A 12,267-nucleotide genomic window follows, 5' to 3' on the forward strand; every position below is an offset into this window, starting at 1 on the left:
AAAATTATAAATAACATTATTTATAATTTTGCTAATTGTAATATATTATTCAATTATGATTTAAATATTTTTATAAAAATAAATTAAGTCGATAAAAAATAGCATGATATAAAATAAATAGCAAAAATTTAAGAAATATTTATCTTTCAGAAAATTTTAGCTTGTAATTTACAATTCATTTTTAAGTCATTAATAATTTATATTATTTATATTTACTAAGTATACATGTATTATGTTAAAAATTATTCTAATTACTGGTATATCAGGATCTGGAAAAACAATAGCTTTACGTATGTTAGAAGATATAGGATTTATATGTATAGATAACTTTCCTATAAAATTTTTAAATGATTTTATTGATTATGCTAAAGATAATAATCTTACTAAAATAGCTATATCAATTGACTCTAGATCTATAGGTGAATTACAACATTTACCTATTTTTATACAAAAAATAAAAACATATATTAGAAATATAAAAATAATATTTTTAGATGCTAAAGATGATATTATCATCAAACGTTATACAGAATCTAGAAGAAGACATCCATTGACTGATAAAATAAAAAATAATTTCCCTGCACCATTGGAGATTTGTATAAATGCAGAAAGAAAGTTATTATCAGATTTGAGAAATCAAGAATATATCATTGATACATCAAATTTAACTCCAGGACAACTGAGAAATTATATAAAGTCTTTAGTCAATATTGAAGATATCAATAAATTAGTTTTGACATTTGAATCATTTGCTTATAAAAATGGTATTCCTAATGATGCAGATTTAGTTTTTGATGTTCGTTGTCTTCCTAATCCATATTATAATATGGACTTAAGAGAATTAAATGGTAAAGATAAATCTGTAGAGATATGGTTAGAAAAATTTGATATAGTAAATAATATGTTAAATGATATTACTTATTTTTTATCTAACTGGTTGCCAAAATATATACAAGAAACTAAAAACTATTTAACAGTAGCTATTGGTTGTACTGGAGGTCAACACCGTTCTGTATATATAGTAGAAAAATTAGCTATTATATTTTCACAATATAAACCACTTTTAATAAGACATAGAGCACAGGAAAAAATTTAAGTAACATGAATAAAGTAATTTTTATATATAAATTAATATTTCTTTTCTTAACTTTTAATATAATTACACAAAATGTATATGCATCTAATTATAAATCTGTACAAATAGAACATAAAAATTTAACTTCTATTAAAAATGCTATTCCTATAGCAGAACCATTATCTAAAGGATGTAATAGGCCATATAAAATTAAAGGAAAAAAATATGTTCCTGATATTAGTGATAATCCTTATAAAAATATAGGTATGGCTTCTTGGTATGGTCCTAAATTTCATGGTCGTAAAACATCTAATGGTGAAATTTATGATATGTATGCAATGACAGCAGCTCATAAAACATTACCAATACCATGTTATGTAAAAGTTACAAATATTAATAATAATAAACATATTATTGTAAGAATAAATGATAGAGGACCATTTTATAAAGATAGAATAATAGATTTATCTTATACAGCAGCATATAAATTAGATTTAATTGAAAAAGGCGTTGGAAAAGTATTGATTGAAAAAATCAATACAAAAAATTGTAACTTACAACAAAATAATAAATCTATAAAAAATAATTTATATTTTTTGCAAATAGGCGCTTTTAAAATGAAAGAAAATGCTATAAATTGCAAAATGCAGTTAGAAACTAAACTAAAAAATTTATCAAGTAAAAATATAAATGTTGAAAATTCAGATCAATGTTTTCGTGTAAAAATAGGTCCTTATAATGATAAAGAAATTGCTATAAGCGATATGAATAATATTAAAAATCAATTAGGCATAAGTACTCATATATTAAAAGAATAATTAATGTTAACTATTCTTTATTATTATTTAACTGTAATAACGCTCTACTATATACATAATTATTTTTAGCTCCTGTTAAATTTACAATTATATTTACAGACTCTTTTAATGTTTGTTTCTTCATCAACTGAGATAATGCATAATCTATTTTAGACTTTAATTTAATATCTTTATCAAAAGATATTTCATCAGGATGTAAAATAATTACATATTCTCCAAATTTGAATTTTTCATTTATAACAAATTTATTATACAAATTATCAATGCTATCTGTAATTATTTCTTCGTGTATTTTTGTTAATTCTTTAGCAATAGTAACAATTCTAGATGGATTATATATATTTAAAAAATCATTAATACTAATATTAATCCTATGTATTACTTCAAACATTATTACAGGATAATTTACATATTGAAAATTCTTTAACCAATTTAATTTAGCAGATTTTTTTGAAGGAATAAAACCAGCAAATAAATAAGCAGAATTATTTTCTGATATAATTCCACTAGACATAATTGCTGCAATTACAGAACTTGCTCCAGGAATTGGTATTACTCTATAACCATTTAATAATATATTTTTTACAATGATTGCTCCAGGATCACTAATAGCAGGAGATCCTGCATCAGATATTAAAGCAACTTTTTTACCCAAAGATAATAATTTACATATTTCATGCGAAGCATATTCTTCTTTATATTTATTAGCTAAAATTAAAGGTTTTTTTATTGATAACTGTTTTAATAAAATGCCACTTAAACGAGTATCTTCTACAGCAATGGTATCAACAATTGATAAAGTATATAAAGCCCTGAAACTAATATCACCTAAATTACCAATAGGTGTAGAAACAACATATAAAGCTCCATCAATCCAAGATTGACTTTTTACTTTGTTATATATATTTTCTAGAGAATTTATCATGAGAATAGAATTTATTTATTATAAAAAATAATATGCTGAAATATATTATTTCAGCATATTAAATTAATATAATAATATATACAACATATTATTATTTTATAGTGATTACAAATTTATGATTAAAGATGTTTTAAATATATTACAGCGCTACTTTACTTTAATGCTTATATCAATAATAACTTTACAGATTACTGGATGTAGTTTTACTACACCTATATTAGTTGGAGGTACAGTGCTTACTGCTAACATAGTAAGTGATAGAAGAACTGCTGGATCTCAAATAGAAGATAGCAATATTTATCTAAAAATTAAAAAAAAATTATTTAATTCACCATATAAAAAAGAGATAAATAGAATAAAATTTACTATCTATAATAGGCAAGTATTAATAACAGGAGAAGTTAATTCAGATGATATTAAAAAACATATAACCAAAATGGTAGCTAATATTGATGGCATTACTAATGTAAAAAATTATTTAAAAATACGGCCAGCTTTAAATATAGAAAATCGCTTAAATGATAAAATTATTTTATATAAATTAAAATTAATATTCTTAACAACTAAAGATATACCATCAAAAAATATATCCATTACTGTAGATCAAGGTTCTGTATTTTTAATGGGTTTAGTTACTAAAAAAGAAGGTAATAAAGTTTCTAGTATAACTTCTAAAATACATGGTGTTAATAGAGTAATTAAAAATTTTGAATATAAATAATATTTATATTCTATTTTTTCTATATTGATTGTATATTAATTTTTAATTTATATACTTAAAATTTTTCAACTATATAATAAGAAAATATTATGAATGAAATATCTTATAAAAATAAAGTCGACGTAATATCACAATCATTACCATATATACAGAAATTTCATGGTAAAACCATAGTAATAAAATATGGTGGTAATGCTATGACTGATATAGCATTACAGAATTCTGTAGCTAGAGATATAGTACTATTAAAATTAATAGGCATAAAACCAGTTATAGTACATGGTGGAGGCCCACAAATTAATGATACTTTGCAAAAAGTAGGTAAAAGAGGTAATTTTATAGATGGTATTAGAATTACAGATAGTGAAACTATGGAAATAGTTGAATGGATTTTGTGTGGACAAATACAACAAAAAATAGTAGCTATGATAAATAATTCTGGTGCAAAAGCAGTTGGGGTATCTGGAAAAGATGGTTGCTTAATTAAAGCTCAAAAAAAATTTATCACGAGTACTAACAATAAACCAATTGATATCGGATATGTAGGTGATATTTTATCTATAGATATACAAATAATAAGAACTTTACAGGATGGAGGATTTGTTCCAGTAATTTCACCTATTGGATACGGTGAAGACGGTAATTCATATAATATAAATGCAGATACTGTTGCTGGAAAAATAGCAGAATCATTAAAAGCTGAAAAACTAATTATGATGACTAATACTGATGGTTTATTAGATAAAAACAAATCATTAATTAGTGAAATACATATTAATTCATTAGAAGAATTATTTGCTAATGGAACAATTACAGGTGGAATGATGCCAAAAATATATTCTTCTATAGAAGCTATCAAAAAAGGAACTAACTCTGTACATATTATAAATGGAACAATTAAGCATTGTTTAATATTAGAAATGTTAACTGACGAAGGGATAGGTACTATGATTTATTCTTAACTTTTAAACTTAAATCAAACATAATTGACAAAAATTTAATAAAAATAAGAGTATTCTAGACTAGTAAATAGTATACTATACTAGTGTTTTTAAGTATTATATTTTATATAATAATTGTTTATATTTAGCTGAATTGGAGAATTGATATGACTGTATCAAGTGCAGTTCCCTCAGCCCAAAAACAAAAAACAACAATACCTGTTGGATTGATTTTGGGTGTGCTCACTCTTGTAGTAGCATTATTATTACCAACACCGGCTGATTTACCTATAGCTGGGCATAGAATGTTAGCAATTTTAGCATTTGCTGTAGTAGTTTGGTTGACAGAAGCAGTATCATATGAAGCAAGTGCTATAATTATTACTACTTTAATGGCTTTTTTATTAGGTACCGCACCTACAATAAAAAATCCAGACGTTTTATATGGAACTTCTGCGGCAATAGGAATGGCTTTATCTGGATTTTCTAATTCAGCGCTTGCATTAGTTTGGGCTGCTCTATTTCTTGCTGCAGCTATGACTTTTACTGGATTAGATAAAAGAATAGCATTGTTAACACTTTCAAAAATAGGCACTAGTCCAATAAGAATTATGATAGGATGTATTGCTGTTACAATATTGTTAAGCTTAGCAGTTCCAAGTTCTACTGCTAGAAGTGCGGCAGTAGTACCTATTATGATGGGAGTGATTAATTCTTTTGGTATAGATAAAAAATCTAATTTAGCTGCTGGAATTATGATTATAGTTGCTCAAGCTACTGGTATTTGGAACATAGGTATTAAAACAGCAGCAGCACAAAATATATTAACTTCTAGTTTTATGACAAAATTATTAGGTGAAAGTGTATCTTGGTCAGATTGGTTTTTAGCTGGTGCCCCTTGGTCACTTTTAATGTCAGTAATTTTAATAATTACCGTTTTAAAATTATTACCACCAGAAAATAATATAAATACAGGAAAAGAATCTGTTATTAAGTCTTTAAATGACCTTGGACCAATGTCTACAGCTCAAAAAAAATTAATGATAATATCTCTATTTTTATTATTTTTCTGGGCTACAGAAGGTTCTTTACATAATTTTGATACTACATCTACTACTTTTTTAGGTTTAGTGGTTTTAATTTTACCTAAGATAGGAGTTATGTCTTGGAAAGATGTTCAAAGTCGTATTCCTTGGGGAACAGTAATTGTTTTTGGAATAGGTGTTAGTATAGGTACAGCTCTTTTAACAACAGAAGCTGGACAGTGGCTTGGTAGACAAGTTGTTGCTTATACTGGCTTAGATAAAGTTGCCCCTTTTAATGTATTTGCTATAGTTACAGCATTTTTAATTATCATACATATAGGTTTTGCTAGTGCTACTGCATTAGTATCTTCCATGTTGCCAATTTTAATATCAGTATTAGCTAGTATGCCAGGAGATTTTAGTCGTTTAGGTATTACAATGTTTATGGGTTTTGCTGTAAGTTTTGGTTTTATATTACCTATTAATTCTCCACAAAATATGGTTTGTATCAGTACAGATACATTCAATGCTAAGCAATTTGCTAAAATTGGTATTATTATAACAATAGCAGGTTACTTATTAATGATATTATTTGGTATGACTTATTGGCATTGGTTAGGTTGGTTATAAAATAATTTATCAAAATAAAAAAGCAGTTCTATTTTTTAGAACTGCTTTTTTTATATTTATAGTAATTTTTTTCTATTACTTATATTCATAATTAAACCTAATGCTATACCTAAAGTAGATAAAGATGTACCTCCATAACTCATAAATGGCAAAGGTATACCAACTACAGGAAAAAGACCAGTAACCATACCAATATTTACTAATACATATAAAAAAATCATCATACTAATTGAACCAGATAATAATCTTCCAAATTGAGAATCTGCTCTAGTCGATAATTCTATACATCTAATTATTAGCAAACAATACATAAAAATTAGAAAACAGCATCCATAAAAACCAAATTCTTCTGCAAATACAGCAAAAATAAAATCAGTTGTTCTTTCTGGTATAAAATCTAAATGAGTTTGTGTACCATGCATATATCCCTTTCCATATAATCCTCCAGATCCAATAGCAACCATAGATTGTATAATATGAAAACCTTTACCTAAAGGATCAGAATTAGGATTTAATAAAGTACATATACGATTTTTTTGATATTCATGTAAAATATACCAATGACATGAAGAGTCACATAAAAATTCTTTATTATATAAAAAAATAAAAATTCCTACACTGATTATTATAAATGTTGGAATAATTAATTTAAAAGGTAATCCTGCAAAATAAATTACAAATATACCAGCTCCAAATATTAATAATGCTGTACCTAAGTCTGGCTGCCACATAATCAATATAAATGGCAATAATAAAATTATTGTTGCTATAATAAAATCTTTATATCTTATATCTTCACTATAATTATGAAAATACCATGATAAAGCCATAGGAACAGATATTTTCATTATTTCAGATGGTTGTATTCTAATAAATCCTAAATTTAACCATCTAGTAGCACCTTTTATTGTTTCACCAAAATATTCTACACCTATCAATGATAATAATCCTATTATATACATAGGGAATGATATTTTTATTAAAAATGAAGATGGAATATTAGCTATAATAAATATAGCAACTAATGCAATGATAAAGTTTCTGAATTGTTCAATAAATTTGGCATCTATACCACTGCCTGCAGCTGAATACATAGATACCATACCAATAATAAACAATATAGACAATATTATTATAATAGGTGTATCTATCAAATTGAATGCTTTTATGAAAAAAGATCTAATATATTCCATGGATATTCCTGATTTATATTGATATATCAATTTTTTGAAATTTGATTTTTGGATGATAACCAATAGTCAAAAACTTTTCTAGCAATTGGAGCAGCTACTGCTGAACCCCATCCAGCATTTTCTGCTATAACAGCAACAGTGATTTTCGGATTCTCAGCAGGAGCAAATCCAATAAATAAAGAATGATCACGCATACGTTCATCAATTTCATTGGAAGAATAATTTTTACCTTTTAAACTATAAACTTGTGCAGTACCTGTTTTACCTGCAGTAGAATAATTTGCTCCAATAAAAGCACGTTTAGCTGTACCACTAGTAGTAACTTCCTTCATAGCATTTTTTATAATGTTTATATTATCTATATTTAAAGGAATTTTATATAAAATATCTTTGTTATTTAATTTTATTACTCTCCCTACGTGATCTCTAATAAAATTAGCAACACGTGGTTTTATATAATTTCCGCCATTTGCTAAAGTAGCTGTAGCTTGTGCTAGTTGCAATAATGTAAATGAATTGTAACCTTGACCTACCATTACTGAAATAGTTTCACCTGTATACCATCTTTGTTGATTTTTATTTTTATATGCTTTCCTTTTCCATTCTGTAGAAGGTAATATTCCAGCACGTTCTCCATCTAAATCAATGCCTGTAATTTGACCAAATCCAAATTTTTTTGAAAAATCATGTAAAGCATTTACACCTATTTCTGGACCTAAAGAATAAAAATAAATATCAGAAGAAATTACAATAGCTCTATGCATGTCTGCTGGGCCATGTGAAATATTTTTAGCATTACGAAATTTTTGTCCACAAAATTCGAAATATCCTGGATCAGCTACAAGATCATGTGCTCCTCTTTTACCTAATTCTAAAGCTGCTAATGCAACAAATGGTTTATAAACTGATCCAATTGGATAAGTACCATATATCGGTCTGTTAATTAATGGATTATTAGGTGATTTACTTAATAACTTCCAATTTTCTATATCTATACCATCTACAAATAGATTTGGATCAAAAGAAGGCATTGAAACAAGCGCTAATATTTCTCCTGATTCATTATCTATAGCTACTAATGCCCCTCGATATTTTTCTAAAGCTTTCTCAGCAATCTTTTGTAATTCTATATCTATTGATAATACTATATCTGATCCTGAAATTGGGTTTATTCTATTTAATAAACGTACTGGTCTACCTTTTGAAGTAACTTCTATTTCTTCTATACCTGTACTACCATGTAATACATCTTCATAAGTCTTCTCAATACCTCGCTTTCCTATAAATTCTGTTCCACGATAATCACCTAATACTCCTAAAGATTCTAATACATCGATATCTGTATCAGAGATTTTTCCAATATGTCCAATTACATGAGCAGCTAAAGCACCATAAGGATATTCTCTAACCCAACGTGTTTTTATTTTAACACCAGGAAATTGAAAAGATCTAGATGCTAACCAAGCTACTTCTATTTCTGTAAGATTATTTTTTATTGTTAATCTTGCATATTTATTGGATTCTGAAATTTTTTTCTTAATTATAAATTTTTCTTTTTCATTAAATTTAATACCAATAGATAATTTGTTTAATAAATTATCTATTTCTTCAATTTCTGATATAACTAATTCTATTGTATAAGCTAATCTATTACTAGCAAGCACAAATCCATTACGATCAAGAATTTCACCACGTTTAGGTAATATTGGGTTTACTGCTATACGATTTTGCTCTGCTTTTGCAGATAAACCCTCATATCTATTAACTTGTAAATACCATAATCTTGTAATCAATATAAAAAAACAAAATAAAACAAATAACACTCCTACAAAAGCTCTGTCACGGAAGTATTTCTTTTGTATTTGAGCATTTTTTTTGAGCTCTAACATTTTAATCAATTTAAAAAAATAAATTAATAATATCCTAATTTACATGCTTATTATTTGTATATTTTTGTAATAATAATAAAAACCAACATATTACAGGCCATAATAATGCTGTCAAAATTGGACCTATTGACCATTTCCAACCTAACCAATAACCATATAGCCATGCTTCTACTGATTGAGAAATAAATTTAGCAATCAAAAAAATGGATACCATATGAAAAGTTTGGCCATATAAATCAAAACGAAGTATTCTACTTTTTAAAGAAGTTATAAAATAAATAGTGAATATATAAAATATAGCATTTTTACCTAAAATTTCAGTGCTATGAACATCTACTAAAATACCAAAAACAAAAGATAAACATAAACCAATTTGAAATCTTTCATAAATACACCAAAATACTAAAATTAAAAGCAAAATATCTATATTAAAAAATAATTTTTCATAACCTGATAAAGAAAGTATCCATGCAGAAAAAATAGTCAAAGCTATAAAATAAGGATCTGATGGTCTACTTAAACGTTCTGGCTCAATATTTTTTTTAAGTTTATTATTTTTAGATTTATAAAATATATTTGAATTATATGACTTCATAATTATTTATTGTTCAACACATAATACAAGAAAATGTCTATATCTATTAGAATTTGAAAGAGGACTTGCTATAGCTTTTAAAAACCCAGAAGAATTATTTCGTTCTACACTAGTAATTTTGGCTACAGATAATCCAGCCGGATATATTCCACCAATACCACTAGTAACTAAAATATCTCCTATTTCTATGTCAGCATCAGCTGCCATATATTTTACTTCCATATTATTTACAAAACCACTTCCCGATACTATCAACCTTAAACCATTTCTTAAAATTTGTACTGGAATAGAAATTTTGTTATCACTAACTAATGCTGCTTCTGATGTTTTGTTAGTTACCCTTATAATTTGACCAACAATACCACTCTCGTCAATTACTGGCATACCAGGTATTATTTTTGCATTACGCCCTTTATTAAAAACTAAATGTTTACTAGATAAATTTTTAGGCTCATATAAAACCTCAACAACTATGGCTGTTTCACTAGTAGAATCTACAATACCCAATAAACGACGTAATTGAGCATTTTCAGATTCTAATTGACTAGCATGAGTAAGAACTTGAGCTAATTCAATACGCTGTTTTTGAAGTATTTCATTTTCTTTTCTGCTAAGATTAGCAGCATCTAACCAATCATTAGCTTTTTTAACCATATCTATAGGAGCAAATGCAGTACGTTGAAACGGGTATATAATTAAAGATATATATTCTCGTAATTTAGGTATTACATAACCATCATTATAACCAGCATCTGTTATCATCATTAACACAGATAAAAAAGCTAAAAATAATAGTTTAAATTCATTAGAAATACTACGTCTAAATAAAATTGGTGTTCTTTGTATTTGCATGATTATAATAGTTAATATATATACTTATATATTAATATATAAATTTTTCATATTTTAATCATTAATAAATACTGTTGCTAATTTATCCAAATGTTCTAATGATTCTCCACATCCTCTTACTACACAAGTTAAAGGATCATTAGCAACTACTACAGGTAATCCAGTTTCTTCTTGTAAAAGTTTATCTAAGTCACGTAATAATGCACCTCCTCCAGTTAATGCTATACCTTTATCAGTAATATCAGCACCTAATTCAGGAGGAGTTTGTTCTAATGCAATTTTTACAGCAGATACTATTTGATTAATAGGATCAGTTAATGATTCTAAAATTTCATTTGAAGACACAGTAAAACTGCGAGGAACCCCCTCTGCTAAGTTACGACCTTTTACTTCAATTTCTCTTACTTCTGATCCAGGAAATGCAGAACCTATTTCTTTTTTAATAAGTTCAGCTGTAGGTTCCCCTATTAACATACCATAATTGCGTCTAATATAATTGACTATAGATTCATCAAATTTATCTCCACCTACTCTAACAGAACCTTTATATACCATACCTCCTAATGATATTACTGCTACTTCAGTAGTACCACCACCTATATCCACTACCATAGATCCACTGGCATCTGAAACTGACAAACCGGCCCCAATCGCAGCTGCCATTGGTTCTTCTATTAGATAAACATTAGAAGCTCCTGCACCTAATGCAGATTCCCTAATTGCTCTACGTTCTACTTGAGTAGAACCACATGGTACACATACAATCATTCTAGGACTTGGAGCAAGCATATTCCGTGGATGTACCATTCTAATGAATTGTTTAAGCATTTGCTCTGTAACAGTAAAATCGGCAATTACACCATCTTTCATTGGTCTAATTGCTTCAATATTTCCAGGTACTCTACCTAACATTTGTTTTGCATCATGACCAACAGCTTGTATGATTTTTTTACCATGAGTACCTCCTTCATGTCTAATAGCTACTACAGAAGGTTCATCCAGTAAAATTCCCTTTCCTTTAACATAAATAAGTGTATTGGCAGTGCCAAGATCTATTGCCATATCACTAGAAAAATAACTTCTTAAGAAACCAAACATAATTGAATTCAATAATAAAAATTTTTAGAACAACATTGTATAAGAATAAAGTTTAATTATATTGTATGCTTATACAACCCTCAAGTAACTATGATAACTTATTATCATCTATAATAAATAATAATAATTTATATTTTTTAATAATTGATCTATTATTAAAAAATATAAATAATTTTAATATATATATTTGGCTTTAAAGATTATGATACTAAATCAAAAAAATATAAAAAATATTGCTAATATAGCAAAAATAGATTTACAAGATAAGCAATTAGAATTAATGACACATGAAATTAATAATTTACTAAAAATAATTAGCAAAATTGATTTAATTAATACTGATAAAGTTGAAGAATTAATTAATCCAATATTATCTTATCAAGATGAAACATTATTTCTTAGAAAAGATGAAGTTAATTTTGATCAAGAATCTAATAAAACAATATTGAAAAATGCTCCAGAAATAAATAATAATTTGTTCCTAGTACCTATAGTAATAGAGTAA

The 12,267-nt window shown here is 26.5% G+C and carries 12 protein-coding genes; 6 read left to right on the forward strand and 6 right to left on the reverse strand.

Features of this window, described 5'->3' with window-relative positions; translation table 11 throughout:
• Positions 1-232: 232 nt before the first annotated feature.
• Positions 233-1,096 carry an RNase adapter RapZ gene (rapZ, locus tag CKSOR_RS03130; protein WP_108674121.1) on the forward strand — a complete coding sequence of 288 codons (864 nt, stop codon included), beginning with the start codon at positions 233-235 and terminating at the stop codon, positions 1,094-1,096.
• A gap of 5 nt (positions 1,097-1,101) precedes the next feature.
• Complete coding sequence (locus CKSOR_RS03135; protein ID WP_108674122.1) at positions 1,102-1,893, forward strand: septal ring lytic transglycosylase RlpA family protein; 792 nt, start codon at positions 1,102-1,104, stop codon at positions 1,891-1,893.
• A gap of 10 nt (positions 1,894-1,903) precedes the next feature.
• On the opposite strand, the gene rsmI is transcribed toward CKSOR_RS03135, so the two are convergent.
• Positions 1,904-2,818, reverse strand: coding sequence for a 16S rRNA (cytidine(1402)-2'-O)-methyltransferase (gene rsmI / locus CKSOR_RS03140; RefSeq protein WP_108674123.1), 915 nt, complete (start codon positions 2,816-2,818; stop codon positions 1,904-1,906).
• A gap of 115 nt (positions 2,819-2,933) precedes the next feature.
• Here rsmI and CKSOR_RS03145 point away from each other — a divergent pair, with 115 nt between their 5' ends.
• The 3 genes from CKSOR_RS03145 (at position 2,934) to CKSOR_RS03155 (ending at position 6,135) form a co-directional block, all read left to right on the forward strand.
• Entirely contained in the window at positions 2,934-3,539 is a 606-nt protein-coding gene (locus tag CKSOR_RS03145; protein ID WP_108674124.1) for a BON domain-containing protein, read from the forward strand.
• A gap of 89 nt (positions 3,540-3,628) precedes the next feature.
• Positions 3,629-4,501, forward strand: a complete 873-nt coding sequence (gene argB, locus CKSOR_RS03150) for an acetylglutamate kinase (RefSeq protein WP_108674125.1) — start codon at positions 3,629-3,631, stop codon at positions 4,499-4,501.
• 146 nt (positions 4,502-4,647) lie between these two features.
• Positions 4,648-6,135, forward strand: a complete 1,488-nt coding sequence (locus tag CKSOR_RS03155) for a DASS family sodium-coupled anion symporter (protein ID WP_108674126.1) — start codon at positions 4,648-4,650, stop codon at positions 6,133-6,135.
• 56 nt (positions 6,136-6,191) lie between these two features.
• Here CKSOR_RS03155 and rodA read toward each other — a convergent pair whose 3' ends face one another.
• Genes rodA through CKSOR_RS03180 form a run of 5 tightly spaced genes read right to left on the reverse strand, consistent with a single transcriptional unit; the run spans position 6,192 to position 11,762 of the window.
• Positions 6,192-7,328, reverse strand: a complete 1,137-nt coding sequence (gene rodA, locus CKSOR_RS03160) for a rod shape-determining protein RodA (protein ID WP_108674127.1) — start codon at positions 7,326-7,328, stop codon at positions 6,192-6,194.
• 26 nt (positions 7,329-7,354) lie between these two features.
• Complete coding sequence (gene mrdA / locus CKSOR_RS03165) at positions 7,355-9,217, reverse strand: penicillin-binding protein 2 (protein ID WP_108674128.1); 1,863 nt, start codon at positions 9,215-9,217, stop codon at positions 7,355-7,357.
• Between the two features lie 34 nt (positions 9,218-9,251).
• Positions 9,252-9,812 carry a rod shape-determining protein MreD gene (mreD, locus tag CKSOR_RS03170; protein ID WP_108674129.1) on the reverse strand — a complete coding sequence of 187 codons (561 nt, stop codon included), beginning with the start codon at positions 9,810-9,812 and terminating at the stop codon, positions 9,252-9,254.
• Between the two features lie 6 nt (positions 9,813-9,818).
• The gene (mreC, locus tag CKSOR_RS03175; RefSeq protein ID WP_108674130.1) at positions 9,819-10,664 is read right to left on the reverse strand and encodes a rod shape-determining protein MreC; all 846 of its coding nucleotides are present in this window, start codon (positions 10,662-10,664) and stop codon (positions 9,819-9,821) included.
• A gap of 54 nt (positions 10,665-10,718) precedes the next feature.
• Positions 10,719-11,762 (reverse strand): rod shape-determining protein, encoded by a 1,044-nt coding sequence (locus CKSOR_RS03180; RefSeq protein ID WP_108674131.1) that lies wholly within the window; start codon positions 11,760-11,762, stop codon positions 10,719-10,721.
• A 202-nt stretch (positions 11,763-11,964) separates the two neighbouring features.
• Here CKSOR_RS03180 and gatC point away from each other — a divergent pair, with 202 nt between their 5' ends.
• Positions 11,965-12,267, forward strand: coding sequence for an Asp-tRNA(Asn)/Glu-tRNA(Gln) amidotransferase subunit GatC (gatC, locus tag CKSOR_RS03185; protein WP_108674132.1), 303 nt, complete (start codon positions 11,965-11,967; stop codon positions 12,265-12,267).

The sequence above is a fragment of the Candidatus Kinetoplastibacterium sorsogonicusi genome, from assembly GCF_003072465.1.
Lineage (GTDB): Bacteria > Pseudomonadota > Gammaproteobacteria > Burkholderiales > Burkholderiaceae_B > Kinetoplastidibacterium > Kinetoplastidibacterium kentomonadis.

Bases quoted from the DNA above. Each gene is read 5' to 3' on its own strand.
- rapZ (WP_108674121.1), top strand. From the start codon at position 233: ATGTTAAAAATTATTCTAATTACTGGTATATCAGGATCTGGAAAAACA.
- CKSOR_RS03135 (WP_108674122.1), top strand. From the start codon at position 1,102: ATGAATAAAGTAATTTTTATATATAAATTAATATTTCTTTTCTTAACT.
- rsmI (WP_108674123.1), bottom strand. From the start codon at position 2,818: ATGATAAATTCTCTAGAAAATATATATAACAAAGTAAAAAGTCAATCT.
- CKSOR_RS03145 (WP_108674124.1), top strand. From the start codon at position 2,934: ATGATTAAAGATGTTTTAAATATATTACAGCGCTACTTTACTTTAATG.
- argB (WP_108674125.1), top strand. From the start codon at position 3,629: ATGAATGAAATATCTTATAAAAATAAAGTCGACGTAATATCACAATCA.
- CKSOR_RS03155 (WP_108674126.1), top strand. From the start codon at position 4,648: ATGACTGTATCAAGTGCAGTTCCCTCAGCCCAAAAACAAAAAACAACA.
- rodA (WP_108674127.1), bottom strand. From the start codon at position 7,328: ATGGAATATATTAGATCTTTTTTCATAAAAGCATTCAATTTGATAGAT.
- mrdA (WP_108674128.1), bottom strand. From the start codon at position 9,217: ATGTTAGAGCTCAAAAAAAATGCTCAAATACAAAAGAAATACTTCCGT.
- mreD (WP_108674129.1), bottom strand. From the start codon at position 9,812: ATGAAGTCATATAATTCAAATATATTTTATAAATCTAAAAATAATAAA.
- mreC (WP_108674130.1), bottom strand. From the start codon at position 10,664: ATGCAAATACAAAGAACACCAATTTTATTTAGACGTAGTATTTCTAAT.
- CKSOR_RS03180 (WP_108674131.1), bottom strand. From the start codon at position 11,762: ATGTTTGGTTTCTTAAGAAGTTATTTTTCTAGTGATATGGCAATAGAT.
- gatC (WP_108674132.1), top strand. From the start codon at position 11,965: ATGATACTAAATCAAAAAAATATAAAAAATATTGCTAATATAGCAAAA.